This window comes from Rhizobium sp. 01L419 (assembly GCF_056400025.1).
Window position 1 is genome coordinate 340,293 of sequence record NZ_JBFTSM010000005.1, and the last position, 14,149, is coordinate 354,441.

A 14,149-nucleotide genomic window follows, 5' to 3' on the forward strand; every position below is an offset into this window, starting at 1 on the left:
TAGTTCGAGCGAGCGGCGCGCGAATCACACGAGGGACAGGGTTCAGAGATGATGGACGTGCGGCGGGCAACCGCGGCCGAAGGGCGGCTGCGTGTCGATTTTGCCGGGCTCAAAGCCTGGCGCGACAGCCTGTCCGGTCAGGCCGCAAAGGCTCCTGAACCCTTGTTGCGCCACCTGCCAAAGGCGGAGCTTCTGCTGAAGCGCACCATCCCGGTTCTGATCGTCGCCTTTCTTGCTGTCGTGGCGGCCTCGCATTTCTTCGGCATGGTCAGCGAATATACCCGCATGGAGGCTTCCGCGCGCCATGCGACGGCGCTTTCCGCTGCAACCGCCGCCGCCGTCTTTTCCGATGCGACCGATCTCTTCGATGGCGGCAATGCCGCCGGGGCACAGGCGCGTCTTGCGAAATTCCTGCCGCAGGACCGGCTGGAAAACGGCGCCTTCGTGCTGCTGGTCCAGGCAAGTGGCAAGGTATTTGCGGCGACGGCGGCCGGCGCCTCCTATGTCGGCGCCGACGTCTCGACCCTTTTTCCCGAGATCTCCGCCATCCGCCGCTTCGGCGACCGCACCGATGTCATCGAAACGAGCATCGGCGGCGAACTGCATTATGCCGAGATCGCCCTGATGGGCACGGCCGGCGGCTACATCATTTCCGCCATCTCGCTCAATGACATCAACCGTCTCTGGCGCGAGGAGCTGACACTCAACGTCACGCTGTTTGCCGGCATTTCCTCCATCCTGCTCGTTGTCCTCTACGCCTACTACATGCAGGTGAAACGGGCGCGCGATGCTGACGACATCTTCCTGGAATCCAATCTGCGGGTCGAGACGGCGCTGTCGCGCGGTCGTTGCGGCCTCTGGGATTTCGATTTCCAGAACCGCGAATTCTTCTGGTCGCGCTCGATGTACGACATGCTCGGGCTTGCCGGCTCCGACAAGACGATGGGCTTTGCCGATGCGGCGCGGCTCATGCATCCGGAAGACAATGGCCTGCACGAGATCGCCCGCGCCGTCGCCAAGGGCGATTCCGGCCAGGTGGACCAGATCTTCCGCATGCGCCATGCGGCTGGCCACTATGTCTGGATGCGTGCCCGCGCCCAGGTGATCCGCAGCCATTCCGGCCGTGTGCACATGATCGGCATCGCCATGGACGTGACCGAGCAACATCGGCTGGCGCAGCGCTATGCCGAAGCGGACCAGCGTCTGGCCGATGCCATCGAGTGCACCTCGGAAGCCTTCGTGCTGTGGGACAAGAACGACCGTCTCGTCATGTGCAATGCGCACTTCCAGCAGGCATACGGTCTTCCCGATAGCGTGCTCGTGCCCGGCACCGAGCGCACGACTGTCCATGCCGCTGCGGCACGCCCCGTCATCGAGCGGCGCATCGCCGATGCAGACGGCTCCGGCTATTCGCGCACGACGGAAGTGCAGCTTGCCGACGAGCGCTGGCTGCAGATCAACGAACGGCGCACCCGCGACGGCGGCCGCGTATCGGTTGGTACCGACATCACGCCCTTGAAGCGTCACCAGGAGCGGCTGCGCGACTCCGAGCGCCGCCTGATGGCGACGATCAACGATCTGTCCGCCTCGCGCCAGACACTGGAATCACAGAAGGCCGAGCTTTCCACCGCCAACTCCAATTATCTCGTGGAGAAGGAACGCGCGGAAGCGGCCAACAAGGCGAAGTCGGAATTCCTCGCCAACATGTCACACGAGCTGCGCACGCCGCTCAATGCCATCCTCGGCTTCTCGGAGATCCTGCAGAACCAGATGTTCGGCCCGCTCGGCTCGGCCAAGTACAATGAATATGCCCGCGACATCCATGACAGCGGCAAGCATCTCCTGAACGTCATCAACGATATTCTCGACATGTCGAAGATCGAGGCTGGCCACATGCTGTTGTCGCGCGAGCGCACCGACCTTGCACCGTTGATCGAGGAAAGCCTGCGCTTCACCGCCATTCCGGCGGCAGAGAAGAACATCGTCATCGAGCAGCGCATCTCCTCGGGCATGACCTTGATGGCTGACCGCCGCGCCATGAAGCAGGTGCTGCTCAACCTGCTCTCTAATGCCGTCAAGTTCACCAACGAGGGCGGGCGCATTGCCGTCCGCACCCGCCGCGTCGCGGATGGCGTCATGGTCACCATCGCCGATACCGGCATCGGCATTCCCCAGACGGCGCTGATCAAGATCGGCCAGCCCTTCGAGCAGGTGCAGAGCCAGTATGCCAAAAGCAAGGGTGGCTCGGGCCTCGGCCTCGCCATCTCCCGTTCGCTGACCAATCTGCACGGCGGCAGCATGAGGATCCGCTCCCGCGAGTCCGTTGGGACGGTGATCTCGCTACGCATTCCCGATCATGCTTAAGGCGACCAGGCGCTAGGCCTTCACCACCGCTTGGAAAACCTTGCGGACCGCCCTGGAAAGCCGTTTCACTTCAGCCTCCAGCGTCTTGATGTCAGGGCAGTCTCCGGCGCGGCAGACGAGTTCGATCAAGCCGGCGGGGGCCTCCTTCGGATCGAAGGGGCCGTCGATGCAGAGGCGAATGAGCTGTGAAAGCTCGGTGTAGAGCGTGAACGCCTCAAGGCAGGTATCGAGGTCGGCGGAGGCCATCAGCTTGTCGCCGAGCGCCTTCAAGGCTACGCCTGTCGTCAAGCCGTTCACCGTAATCTCGACACCCTTTGCCGGCGCGATCAGCGCCAGATATTGGGCGATGAATTCGATATCGATCACGCCGCCCGGGATGAGCTTCAGATCCCAGCCGTTCTCCGGCGCCTTCTCCTTCTCGATCAGCTCACGCATCTCGGTGACGTCATGGGCCACCTTGGCGATATCGCGTTTTGCCTGAAGCACGTCGGCGATGATGCCTTCCACTTCGCCGATCAGGCTCTGATCGCCGCAGATCAGCCGGGCGCGCGACAGCGCCATGTGCTCCCAGGTCCAGGCTTCTTCGCGCTGATATTTGCCGAAGGAATTGATGCGGGTGGCGACCGGTCCCTTGTTGCCGGAGGGGCGAAGGCGCATATCGACTTCGTAGAGCACGCCTTCAGCCGTCGGGGCGGAGAAGGCGGCGATTAGGCGCTGGGTGATGCGGGTGAAGTATCGCGTCGCATCGAGCGGCTTTGCACCATCGGAGTCGGTGGCGGAATCGTCGTAGTCGTAAAGCAGGATAAGGTCGATGTCGGAGCCGGCCGTCAGCTCGAAACTGCCGAGCTTGCCCATGCCTGCTATGGCGATCCGCCCGCCGGGATAATCACCATGTGCCGCGCGGATCTCATTCATGACCGCGTCGAGCGCCGCCTTGATGATGAGATCGGCGAGATGGGTGAAGGCGCGTGCGGCCATGTCGCCGTTGATCGCGCCCGTCAGCAGGCGGATGCCGATCAGGAAGCGCTGTTCGGAAGCGAAGATGCGCAGCCGGTCGAGCACCTCCTCATAGTGCCGGGCCTGCACGAGCGAAGCCTCCAGGCGCTCGCCGAGATAGTCGCGTGTCGGCAGCTCGGCCATCAGGGCGGGATCGAGCATGCCGTCGAAGACATGCGGGCGGGCGGCGATGACTTCCGCGAGCTTGGGCGCCGAGGACATGATGTTGACAACGAGGGAGAGCAGCGCCGGATTGCTGCCAAGCAGCGAGAAGAGCTGGATGCCTGATGGCAGGCCGGAAATGAAGCTGTCGAAGCGCAGCAGCGCCTCATCCGCCCGCTTGCTTTCGCCGAAGACGCGCAGAAGCTCCGGCGTCAGCTCCGTCAGCCGCTCGCGCGCCTCCACCGATTGCGTGGCACGATAGCGGCCATAGTGCCAGGTGCGGATGATGCGAGAGATGTCCGAAGGGCGTTCGAAGCCGAGTTTCCTCAGCGTTTCCAGCGTATCGGGATCGTCGCCTTGGCCGGTAAAGACGAGGTTGCCTGTGCCGACGGACAGTTTGGTCTCCTGTTCGAAGAGGTCGGCGTAATGGTGCTCGACCGCTTTCAGCACTTCCACCAGCCGCTCGGAAAAACTCGGCGTGTCGGTAAAGCCCATCATGAAGGCGATACGCTTCAATTCTGCGTCCGTCTCCGGCAGAAGATGGGTCTGCTCGTCGCGCACCATCTGGATGCGGTGCTCGACATCGCGCAGGAACCAGTAGGCCTCCGTCAGTTCGTCGCGCGTCTCCGCGTCGATCCACTTTGCCCTGGTGAGCTCTGCCAGCGTCTCCTCTGTCACGCGGGAGCGCAGTTCGGGCATACGACCGCCGGCAATCAGCTGCTGGGTCTGCACGAAGAATTCGATCTCGCGGATGCCGCCGCGACCGAGCTTGACGTTGTGGCCCTTTACCGCGATGGCGCCATGACCCTTATGGGCGTGGATCTGTCGCTTGATGGAGTGGATGTCGGCGATCGCCGCATAATCAAGATATTTGCGGAAGACGAAGGGGACGAGGCCGCGCAGAAACTGCTCGCCTGCCGGCAGATCGCCGGCGACGGCGCGGGCCTTGATGAAAGCCGCCCGCTCCCAGTTCTGCCCCCTGCCCTCGTAATAGATCATGGCGGCATCGACGGAAATCGCGAGCGGTGTCGAGCCGGGGTCCGGCCGCAGTCGCAGATCGGTGCGGAAGACATAACCATCCGCCGTGCGCTCCTGCAGGATGCGCACCAGCCGCCGCATCATGCGCGGGAAGATCTCGATCGCATCATCGGGGTCGGGCACGATGCCGGCTTCTTCGTCGAAGAAGACGACGAGGTCGATGTCGGAGGAATAGTTGAGCTCGGACGCTCCGAGCTTGCCCATGCCGAGAACGATCAGGCCGGAGCCTTCGCTGGGTGCCGTGACATTCTTCAGCTTCAGCTTGCCGCTTTCGTGGGTGGAGAACAGCAGATGATCGATCGCCGCTGCGACCGAGGCTTCTGCAAGCTCGCTGAGCCAGCCGGTCGTCGCCCTGCCGTCGAAGATGCGGGCGAGGTCGGCAAGTGCTGTGAGGAAGGCCACCCTGCGCTTGATGATGCGCAGCCTGCTCATCACCTGACCTTCACCCGGTGCGCTTCCTTCACTATCCGGTTTCCAGCAATCGCGCGCCTCGGCAATCAGCGCCTCGATCTGCGGTTCCAGCGGATCGCTGATGGCGGAGGCAAGGATTGCCGGATCGAGATTGGCGATCTCGCGCAGGTAGGGAGAGAGGGTCAAGGCGGCGGCGACGAAATCGCGAAGCGGTCCTTCGGCCTTCAGCATATCGGCGACAACAGGCTCGCTCCTGCCGATTTCCTGCAGGTCGACGAGTGCTGCTTTCAGTTCCGTCTGGTTCAACGGCCGCAGAAGTCCCTCGGTGATATCCTTCAGGCCGTGCTTCGATTTCGTCAGCATTCGCTCTCCCTGGCATAGCCGCAATGCGATTTTAAACTAGGGTGCCGGCGTGAAAGCGCCAATATGAAAATGACAAGGAATCAGGCTGCGCGAGCGGGGAAAACCATGCTGACGGTCAGGCCGGGGCGTTGTGCGTTGCCGGGATCCGTGTCCGAAAGCTCCAGCGTGCCGCCATGCAGCTCCATGATCGCTTCCACCAGCGAGAGGCCAAGGCCGGTGCCCGGTTTCGAGCGGCTTTCATCCAGGCGCACGAAGCGCTTCACTACGTCCTCGCGCCGGTCAGGCGGGACGCCCGGGCCATGGTCGGCGACGGACAGGCAGAAGCCGTCGGGACGGCGGCTGAGCTTCACCGAGACGGAGCCTGCCCCTTCCATATCGGCGGAATATTTGATCGCATTGTCGAGCAGATTGAAGATCGCCTGGCCGATCAGTTCACGATTGCCCTGGATCTCAATGCCGGGGTCGATCTCGGAGGTCAGCGCCATGCCCGCTTCGTCGGCGACCGGCTCGTAGAGTTCGGCGCTGTCGGCGACGATGGCTGACAGTTCGATCGGTGACATTTCGGCGGCGACGGAACCCGCCTCGACACGGGAGATCATCAGCAGCGCATTGAAGGTACGGATCAACTGGTCGGATTCGGAGATGATGCCTTCCAGAGCGCTGCGGCGCACCTCGCCATCCTCGATATCAAGCGCATCGGCGGCCTTGTTGCGCAGGCGCGTCAGCGGAGTCTTCAAGTCGTGGGCGATATTGTCGGAGACCTGCCGCAGGCCTTCATTCAGCTTCTCGATGCGTTCCAGCATGTTGTTCAGCGAGACGGAAAGACGGTCGAACTCGTCGCCCGATCCGCCGACCGGCAGGCGCTGCGAGAGATCTCCGGCCATGATCTTCTTGCCGGCATCCGACATGCGATCGATGCGTTTCAGCGCGTTGCGGCCGATGCCGAACCAGATGATGATGGCGCCGAGACCCATGATGGCGAGCGCGATCATCAGCGCCTGGCGCACCAGCACGCGGAAGCGTTCCGGTTCTCCCAGGTCGCGGCCGATCAACACCCGCAGGCCGTTGTCGAGGACGAAAATGTTGGCGATCGCCGTATGCCGCACCACACCGCTATCGGTGTAGCGCTGATACATGAACGGCACCGAGGTCCAACCCTGCTCCTCGAAAACACCCGGCTGCACGGAGGCGACGTTACCGGCGAGGATATCGCCCGAGGGACCAGCAATGAGATAGAGATTGGCGCCCGGCTGACGGGCACGGCGCTCCATCGTGCGCAGCAGCAGGTTCATGCCGCCGGCATCATAAGCGCGCTGGACCTGCGTCACTTCCTGGGCAACCGCGTCGCGGATCTGGCCGGTCAGCAGCCGCTCGGACATCGCCGTCACATAGAAGACGAGCGTTGCGGCGCAGATGGCAAAAAGCAGGATATAAAGGGCCGAAAGGCGGACTGCAGTGGACTTGAAGAGAACCCAGAAACGGCTCATCCCTCGTCCTTGATCATGTACCCCGCACCTCGGATCGTCTTCAGCAGCGGCTGGCTGAAGTCTTTCTCGATCTTGGAGCGCAGGCGCGAGACATGCACGTCGATGACATTGGTCTGGGGATCGAAATGGTAATCCCAGACATTCTCCAGCAGCATGGTGCGGGTCACGACCTGACCGGCATTCTTCATGAGATATTCCAACAGGCGGAATTCGCGCGGCTGCAGCGGGATTTCCTTGCCGCCACGGCGGACCTCATGGGAGAGGCGGTCGAGCTCGAGATCGCCGACACGGTAGACGACGTCCTGATCCGGCGTGCCCTTGCGGCGGCCAAGCACTTCGACGCGGGCAAGCAGCTCGCTGAAGGCATAAGGCTTCGGCAGATAATCGTCGCCGCCGGCGCGGAGACCCGTTACGCGGTCATCGACCTGGCCGAGGGCAGAAAGAATGAGAACGGGCGTGTGGATGGCCTTGCGGCGCAGCTCGCTGATGACGGAGAGACCATCGCGGCGCGGCAGCATGCGATCGATGACGATGACGTCGTAGGTATTCTCCGACCCCATGAAGAGACCGCTTTCGCCATCGCTTGCATGGTCGGCAACGATGCCCGCCTCGCGAAAGGCTTTCGTGAGATAGACCGCCGCCTCCAGATCGTCTTCGATGATGAGAATCTTCATGCGGCCGACATTACCCGCCGGTTGCGTTTCGGCAAGGCTCAAAGCGTCTTCCTGTTGTGCGGGGGCCATCGCGGTCGTCCTTCAGATTCGAAGAATTGGGCAGATTTGGAGAATTGGGCAAATTCGAAGATTGGGCAGCTTTAAAATTGGGTAGATTGGCAGACTTGAGGAATCTGGAGCCGCGCAGCATTTACGCTGGCGCGGCTCCGGCTTTCTGAGGCCAGAAGATCAGCCCTGGCCGTTGATCGGGAGCGCAACGAAGCGGCTGCCGTCCTTCGACTGGATCTGGAACAGCGCGCGAGTGCGACCGTCCTTCTTGGCCTGGTTGATGACGCGGACGACATCGTCGGCGCTGGAGACATCCTGGTTGTTGACCGAGGTGATCGTCTCGCCTTCCTTGATGCCCTTGTCGGCAGCATCCGAATTCGGATCGATGCCGGTGATGGCGAGGCCCTTGCCGTCATCCGACGGGCCGACCGTCAGGCCGAGATCGGCAAGCGCCTTTTCGGAAGCAGGCGGCTGGGCCGGCTCCTGCGGGCTGTTGTCATCGCCGGCAGAAGCCTGCTGGTCAGCGGGCAGCGTTCCGAGCTCGACGGTGACCGACTGCGCCTTGCCGGAACGCCACACCGAAAGCTCAACCTTGCTGCCCGGCGTCATCGCGCCGATGCGGCGGCTGAGATCGCGGGCATCCTTGACAGGTTCGCCATTGACGGCGGTGACGACGTCACCCGTCTTCATGCCGGCCTTCTGGCCCGGTGTGCCTTCCTGTGCGGAAACGACCAGAGCGCCGTTGGCTTCGGAGAGGCCCAGCGAGTCGGCGATATCCTTGGTGACCGGCTGGATCTGCACGCCGAGGTAGCCGCGTGAAACCGTACCATCCTTCATCAGGTCCGCAACAACGTCCTTTGCGGTGGAAGCCGGGATTGCGAAGGCGATACCGACGCTGCCGCCCGACGGCGAGAAGATCGCGGTGTTGATGCCGACGACCTGGCCATTGAGGTTGAAGGTCGGTCCACCAGAGTTGCCGCGGTTTACGGCTGCGTCGACCTGGAGGTAATCGTCATAGGGACCAGAACCGATATCACGGCCGCGGGCCGAAACGATGCCGGCCGTGACCGTGCCGCCGAGGCCGAAGGGGTTGCCGACGGCGACGACCCAGTCGCCGACGCGGACCTTGTTGTCATCGGCCCAATTCACGTAGGTGAACTTGCGGCCCTTGCCATCAATCTTCAGCACCGCGAGGTCGGTACGCGGATCCTTGCCGATCAGCTTGGCGTCGAGTTCGGTACCGTCGTTCAGGACGGCCACGAATGCCGAGCCGTCGGAAACGACGTGATTGTTGGTGACGACGTAGCCGTCTTCGCTGATGAAGAAGCCCGAACCCTGGGCGACCGGGCGCAGACGGCCCTCGCCCTGATGGCCGAAGCGGCGCTGCTGGTTCTGACCCTCCTGGTTCTGGCGGTTCTGCTGCTCGCCGAACTGGCGGAAGAACGGCTTCAGAGCGTCGGGCAGATCATCAAAACCGCGGCCGTTGAAATCGAAAGAGAAACCATCACCATCATCGGATGCCGGCTTGACGCGGCTTTCGACACGGACGGAAACGACGGCCGGGGAAACGGCGTCGACGACATTGGCGAAGCTCGGAACCGAAGGCGACTGGACATTGACAGCCTCGGCATAGGAACGGGAGATCTCGACAGGGATACCGGTTGCGAGCACTGCGGCTGCCAGACCGGCAACGGTGGATGCCTGAAGCACCGTTTTAAGGGACGGACGTCCGCGGAAATTTTTCAGCATGAGAGCACCTTCTCTTCTTTTTCAGACTTTCGTTCCGGCGGTGCCGGATCTGTGATGACCGAGATATAGGACGCCGCACCTTACTACGAACTGTCCGGCCGATGAAAAATTCGTAATGTACTGATATTCTTTGGTTGCATGCCGAAGGGGCGAGACCAATTCGCAGGACCGTATTTAACCGATCGGTTGACAATTGAGACTGCGCCCTGTATTTAACCTAATGGTTACATATGAGGCCCATCATGCAGACCGACACTCTGAGCGCCGCCTTCGCAGCCCTCGCAGACCCCACGCGCCGGGCGATCATCGCGCGGCTGGCCGAAGGAGAGGCTTCGGTCAACGAGCTCGCCGCCCCCTTCGACATGAGCCTTCCGGCGGTTTCGAAGCATCTGAAGGTCTTGGAAAAGGCCGGGCTGATCAGCCGCGGCAAGGAAGCCCAGTGGCGACCGGCCAGGCTCGAACCGCAAACGATGAAGAGCATTGCCGACTGGCTGGAGCAATACAGGCGCTTCTGGGAATCGAGCTTCGACCGGTTGGACGGCTACCTTCAGAAGATCCAGAAAGCGGACGACAGCGGCCCCCGCAACTGAATGTCGGCCCCATATTTTCAAATCACGACAGGGGAATATCATGGCCGATCAGCTCTCGCGCCCCACATTGCATATGCAACGGATATTCAATGCACCGCGTGCCCTCTTATGGGCTGCCTGGACCCGGCCGGAAATGGTCGTTGCCTGGCTTGGCCCTGTCGAATGGCCGGCGGTCAGCGTCGTGCAGGATCTGCGCATCGGCGGCACATACAGGGCATGCCTGAAGAATACCGGGGATGGCAGCCTGCTGTGGCAGAGCGGCGTCTACAGGGAAATCGAGGAGCCCTCGCGCCTCTCCTTCACCTTCCAGTGGGAGGGATCGCATGAGGATGGAGAACCGGTCGTAACGCTTGTGACCGTCGTCTTCGAGGAAATGGCCGATGGCCGAACGCGAATGGATTTCACCCATGCGGACCTGAGGTCCGAAGAGAGCCTTACCGGACACAGGCATGGCTGGGAGAGCACCTTCGGCAGGCTGGAAAGCTGGATTGCAACTCAAGGAAATCAAAGGGAGTGAGGACCATGAAACTCGTCACGAATCTCGTCTTCAAAGGCGAATGCCGGCAGGCCTTCGAATTCTATGCCAAAGTGCTCGGCGGCAAGCTGAACGGCATGTTCACCTTCGCCGAAGCGCCCGGCGACATGCAGATAGACCCGTCCTTCAAGGACAAGATCATGCATGCCTGGCTCGATATCGGTGACCAGTCGCTGATGGGTTGCGATGCCCCTCCCGGATATCAGGAAGACATGGGCGGCTTCAGCGCCACCTATCACAGTGAGGATGCGGCGGAAACGAAGCGAGTTTTCGAGGCGCTGTCGGACGGCGGCAAGGTCACCATGCCCTTCAACGCCACCTTCTGGTCGCCGGGCTTCGGCATGTTCACCGATCGCTTCGGCACGCCCTGGATGGTCAATACGATCCCGGCGGATCGGCGATGAGCGATAGTGCCATGGTCTGGACCGGTCGCGTGCTGAGCGGGCTTTTCGCGCTCTTCATGCTCGGTGCATCGATCGCCCCCAAGCTCCTGGGACTGTCCGTCGCCGAGGAAACGATGATCCAGCTCGGATGGCCTGGTGGATATGTGCTGACGATCGGCCTGATCGAGCTGACCTGCCTCGTGCTCTACCTCATCCCGCAGACCAGCGTGTTCGGCGCCGTGCTGATGATGGGCCTGCTCGGCGGCGCCATGGCTACGCAGATCCGGGCCGGAAGCCCGCTCTTCAGCCACATCCTGTTCAGCATCTATCTCGGGCTGTTCATGTGGGGTGGGTTGTGGCTGCGGGATCCTGCAGTCAGGGCGCTCTTTCCCTACCGAAAGGCATAGGCATCAATCATTCCGTCGTGGTTCGTCGCGGCGGAATGGCTTCTTATTTTTCCAGCAACTCGGTGAGCCTTGCCTGCTCTTCGGCGGTGAGTTTGCTGCCGGTGGGCTTGCCGGCCCGCTTGCGGGCAAAGACGAGAAGCGAGGCCCCGCCGGCGAGGATCAGCAGGACCGGCGCACCCCAGAGCAGCAGCGTGCGCACACTGACGCGCGGCTTCAGCAGCACGAACTCGCCGTAGCGCGAGACGATGTAGTTCAACACCTGCTCGTCGCTATCGCCATCGGTGATGCGCTCGCGCACGAGAAGACGCAGGTCCCTGGCGAGATCGGCATTGGAATCGTCGATCGACTGGTTCTGGCAGACCATGCATCGCAATTCGGAAGACAGTGTTCGGGCGCGGGCTTCGAGAGCGGGATCGGAGAGCACTTCGTCCGGATTGACGGCGAAGGCCGGGGCGGCCGCCGTCATGAGCGCCAGGACGAGGAGGAAACGCCTGATCATTCCGCCGGCTCCATGGCCGGGGCTGCCGGCTTGGCCGGTTTCGCCTTGCGGCTGGGCGCTCCGACACGCAGGCGCCGGTCGGTCAGCGAGACGAAGCCGCCGAGGGCCATGATCAGCGTCCCGCCCCAGATGCAGAGAATGAAGGGTTTCCACCAGATGCGCACGACGATGCCGCCGTCCTTCGTCGCGTCGCCCAGCGACACATAGAGCTGGCTGAGGCCGAAGGTCAGGATGCCGGCTTCGGTCGTCGGCATCTGCCTTGCGGTATAAAGCCGCTTGGCCGACCAGACATCGGTAATCTCGGCACCGCCGCGGCGGATCGAGAAGTGGCCGCGGTCCTCGGTATAGTTCGGGCCGATGGCCGGCTGCATGCCGTCGAAGACAATGCTGTAACCGCCGGCATCCGTCGACTGGCCCTGCTTCATCTCGACCACATGTTCGGTCTGGAAGGTGGTGACCGCAACGATGCCGAGAACGGTCACACCAAGCCCGGCATGGGCCAATGCCGTGCCGAAGGCAGAGCGCGGCAGGCCCGACAGCCTTCGCCAGGCGATGTCGGCCTTCACCTTGCCGATGCCGGCCCGATACCAGAGGTCGGCCACGGCCCCCAGGATCAGGAACAGGCCGGCGGCAAGGCCGAGCACGGCCATGACAGGGCCGCCATGCTGGATATAGAAGAAGACGAGGGCTGCGACGAGCGCGAGACCGGCCACGACGTAAAGCCGTTGCAAGGCGCCAAGCAGATCGCCGCGCTTCCAGGCCAGCAGCGGTCCGAAGGGCACGACGATCAAGAGCGGCGCCATCAGCAGGCCGAAGGTCAGGTTGAAGAAGGGCGGGCCGACGGAGATCTTGTCGCCGGTCAGTGTTTCCAGGACCAGCGGATAGAGCGTGCCGGTCAGAACCGTGCCGCAGGCAACCGTCAGGATCAGGTTGTTGACGACGAGTGCACCTTCACGCGAGATCGGCGCAAACAGCCCGCCGGCCGACAGAAGTGGTGCGCGGAAGGCAAAGAGCGCCAGCGCGCCGCCGATGAAGATCAGGAGGATGCAGAGGATGAAGACGCCGCGGCTCGGGTCGCTGGCAAAGGCATGCACCGAGGTCAGCACACCGGAGCGCACCAGGAAGGTGCCCATCAGCGACAGCGAGAAGGTGAGGATGGCAAGCAGCACCGTCCAGATCTTCAAGGCCTCGCGCTTTTCCATGACGAGGGCGGAGTGCAGGAGCGCGGTGCCGGCAAGCCAGGGCATGAAGGAGGCATTCTCCACCGGATCCCAGAACCACCAGCCGCCCCAGCCGAGTTCGTAATAGGCCCAGTAGGAGCCCATGGCGATGCCGAGCGTCAGGAAGGTCCAGGCGGCCAGCGTCCAGGGCCGCACCCAGCGCGCCCAGGCGGCATCGATGCGGCCGTCGAGGAGGGCGGCAACCGCAAAGGAGAAGCAGACCGAGAAGCCGACATAACCGAGGTAGAGCAGCGGCGGATGGATGGCGAGGCCAATATCCTGCAGCACCGGGTTCAGGTCCTTGCCCTCGGCAGGGGCCGGATCGAGGCGGGTGAAGGGATTGGAGGTCAGCAGGATGAAGAGGATGAAGGCGACGGAGATCCACGCCTGGACGGCGAGAACATTGGCCTTCAGCGTATCCGGCAGATTGCGGCCGAAGATCGCGACCAGGGCGCTGAACAGCGCCAGGATCAACAGCCAGAGCATCATCGATCCCTCGTGATTGCCCCAGACGCCGGAATATTTGTAGATCAGCGGCACCAGCGAATGCGAGTTCTCCCAGACGTTCTGAACCGAGAAGTCGGAGACGACATGGGCATAGGTGAGCACACCGAAGGAGAAGGTCACGAGGGCAAAGAGCAGGAGGGAGCCCAAGGGTGCCACATCCATCATCGCCTGATCGCCGCGCCTTGCACCGATCACAGGCACCACCGACAGGACGATTGCGGTTGCGAGCGCCAGAACCAGCGCATAATGGCCGATCTCGATGATCATGGTATCGCCCTTGTCTCTTGCCCCTGGGCTTCCTGGCTCTTTGCGGCCTCACCCTTGGCTTCCTGCCCCTGTGCTACGGCTCCCTTGCCCTCTTCCCAGAGGCCCTGGGCCTTCAGCCGGTCGGCCACTTCCTTGGGCATATAGGTCTCGTCATGCTTGGCCAGCACGGTATCGGCGGTGAAGACAGGGCTGCCCGTCTCGAACGTGCCTTCGGTGACCACCCCCTGCCCTTCGCGAAACAGGTCCGGCAGGATGCCCTGGTAGCGGACATTGACGATCTCGCCGCTCGGGTCAGTCACCGCAAAGCGAACCACCGAGCCCTCGTCGCGCAGGACGCTGCCGCTCCCCACAAGCCCGCCGAGGCGGATGCGGGTGCCCGGTGCCACCGGCGTCTTGGCGAGATCGCCCGGCATGTAGAAATAGGCGACCGACTGGCTGAAGGCGAACAT

The 14,149-nt window shown here is 62.7% G+C and carries 12 protein-coding genes; 5 read left to right on the top strand and 7 right to left on the bottom strand.

Translation table 11 applies throughout. The annotated features are described in order from the left end of the window. Window positions 1-48 precede the first annotated feature (48 nt). Window positions 49-2,364, top strand: coding sequence for a PAS domain-containing sensor histidine kinase (locus AC1DUP_RS13355; RefSeq protein WP_115035450.1), 2,316 nt, complete (start codon window positions 49-51; stop codon window positions 2,362-2,364). A 12-nt stretch (window positions 2,365-2,376) separates the two neighbouring features. On the opposite strand, the gene AC1DUP_RS13360 is transcribed toward AC1DUP_RS13355, so the two are convergent. From AC1DUP_RS13360 to AC1DUP_RS13375, 4 genes are all read right to left on the bottom strand, one after another. Then, a complete protein-coding gene (locus tag AC1DUP_RS13360) occupies window positions 2,377-5,334 on the bottom strand; it encodes a bifunctional [glutamine synthetase] adenylyltransferase/[glutamine synthetase]-adenylyl-L-tyrosine phosphorylase (protein ID WP_477832881.1) in 2,958 nt (985 codons plus the stop codon). An 80-nt stretch (window positions 5,335-5,414) separates the two neighbouring features. After that, the gene (locus AC1DUP_RS13365) at window positions 5,415-6,821 is read right to left on the bottom strand and encodes a HAMP domain-containing sensor histidine kinase (protein ID WP_477832882.1); all 1,407 of its coding nucleotides are present in this window, start codon (window positions 6,819-6,821) and stop codon (window positions 5,415-5,417) included. Continuing rightward, window positions 6,818-7,564, bottom strand: coding sequence for a response regulator transcription factor (locus AC1DUP_RS13370; protein ID WP_113300909.1), 747 nt, complete (start codon window positions 7,562-7,564; stop codon window positions 6,818-6,820). The genes AC1DUP_RS13365 and AC1DUP_RS13370 overlap by 4 nt, the downstream gene beginning before the upstream one ends. Window positions 7,565-7,723: 159 nt before the next feature. After that, window positions 7,724-9,292: a Do family serine endopeptidase gene (locus AC1DUP_RS13375; protein ID WP_113300908.1), complete on the bottom strand. Its 1,569-nt coding sequence runs from the start codon at window positions 9,290-9,292 to the stop codon at window positions 7,724-7,726. Window positions 9,293-9,534: 242 nt separating this feature from the next. Between AC1DUP_RS13375 and AC1DUP_RS13380 the strand changes: the two genes are divergently transcribed. Genes AC1DUP_RS13380 through AC1DUP_RS13395 form a run of 4 tightly spaced genes read left to right on the top strand, consistent with a single transcriptional unit; the run spans window position 9,535 to window position 11,207 of the window. After that, complete coding sequence (locus tag AC1DUP_RS13380) at window positions 9,535-9,882, top strand: metalloregulator ArsR/SmtB family transcription factor (protein ID WP_113311498.1); 348 nt, start codon at window positions 9,535-9,537, stop codon at window positions 9,880-9,882. A 40-nt stretch (window positions 9,883-9,922) separates the two neighbouring features. Beyond that, a complete protein-coding gene (locus AC1DUP_RS13385) occupies window positions 9,923-10,399 on the top strand; it encodes an SRPBCC domain-containing protein (protein ID WP_113300906.1) in 477 nt (158 codons plus the stop codon). A 5-nt stretch (window positions 10,400-10,404) separates the two neighbouring features. Beyond that, window positions 10,405-10,821 carry a VOC family protein gene (locus tag AC1DUP_RS13390; protein ID WP_113300905.1) on the top strand — a complete coding sequence of 139 codons (417 nt, stop codon included), beginning with the start codon at window positions 10,405-10,407 and terminating at the stop codon, window positions 10,819-10,821. Further along, window positions 10,818-11,207, top strand: a complete 390-nt coding sequence (locus AC1DUP_RS13395) for a DoxX family protein (RefSeq protein ID WP_477832883.1) — start codon at window positions 10,818-10,820, stop codon at window positions 11,205-11,207. The genes AC1DUP_RS13390 and AC1DUP_RS13395 overlap by 4 nt, the downstream gene beginning before the upstream one ends. A 43-nt stretch (window positions 11,208-11,250) precedes the next feature. On the opposite strand, the gene AC1DUP_RS13400 is transcribed toward AC1DUP_RS13395, so the two are convergent. The 3 genes from AC1DUP_RS13400 to ccmE form a co-directional block, all read right to left on the bottom strand. Next, on the bottom strand, window positions 11,251-11,706 hold the full coding sequence (locus tag AC1DUP_RS13400) for a cytochrome c-type biogenesis protein (protein WP_477832884.1): 456 nt from the start codon (window positions 11,704-11,706) through the stop codon (window positions 11,251-11,253). Further along, a complete protein-coding gene (locus AC1DUP_RS13405) occupies window positions 11,703-13,700 on the bottom strand; it encodes a heme lyase CcmF/NrfE family subunit (RefSeq protein WP_477832885.1) in 1,998 nt (665 codons plus the stop codon). Before AC1DUP_RS13405 ends, AC1DUP_RS13400 begins: the two co-directional genes overlap by 4 nt. Continuing rightward, on the bottom strand, window positions 13,697-14,149 hold a 453-nt coding region (gene ccmE, locus AC1DUP_RS13410; RefSeq protein ID WP_477832886.1), incomplete at its 5' end, for a cytochrome c maturation protein CcmE. The genes ccmE and AC1DUP_RS13405, both read right to left, overlap by 4 nt.

Excerpts from the sequence above, each read along its gene's own strand:
- AC1DUP_RS13355 (WP_115035450.1), top strand. The coding sequence starts at position 49 with ATGATGGACGTGCGGCGGGCAACCGCGGCCGAAGGGCGGCTGCGTGTC.
- AC1DUP_RS13360 (WP_477832881.1), bottom strand. The coding sequence starts at position 5,334 with ATGCTGACGAAATCGAAGCACGGCCTGAAGGATATCACCGAGGGACTT.
- AC1DUP_RS13365 (WP_477832882.1), bottom strand. The coding sequence starts at position 6,821 with ATGAGCCGTTTCTGGGTTCTCTTCAAGTCCACTGCAGTCCGCCTTTCG.
- AC1DUP_RS13370 (WP_113300909.1), bottom strand. The coding sequence starts at position 7,564 with ATGGCCCCCGCACAACAGGAAGACGCTTTGAGCCTTGCCGAAACGCAA.
- AC1DUP_RS13375 (WP_113300908.1), bottom strand. The coding sequence starts at position 9,292 with ATGCTGAAAAATTTCCGCGGACGTCCGTCCCTTAAAACGGTGCTTCAG.
- AC1DUP_RS13380 (WP_113311498.1), top strand. The coding sequence starts at position 9,535 with ATGCAGACCGACACTCTGAGCGCCGCCTTCGCAGCCCTCGCAGACCCC.
- AC1DUP_RS13385 (WP_113300906.1), top strand. The coding sequence starts at position 9,923 with ATGGCCGATCAGCTCTCGCGCCCCACATTGCATATGCAACGGATATTC.
- AC1DUP_RS13390 (WP_113300905.1), top strand. The coding sequence starts at position 10,405 with ATGAAACTCGTCACGAATCTCGTCTTCAAAGGCGAATGCCGGCAGGCC.
- AC1DUP_RS13395 (WP_477832883.1), top strand. The coding sequence starts at position 10,818 with ATGAGCGATAGTGCCATGGTCTGGACCGGTCGCGTGCTGAGCGGGCTT.
- AC1DUP_RS13400 (WP_477832884.1), bottom strand. The coding sequence starts at position 11,706 with ATGATCAGGCGTTTCCTCCTCGTCCTGGCGCTCATGACGGCGGCCGCC.
- AC1DUP_RS13405 (WP_477832885.1), bottom strand. The coding sequence starts at position 13,700 with ATGATCATCGAGATCGGCCATTATGCGCTGGTTCTGGCGCTCGCAACC.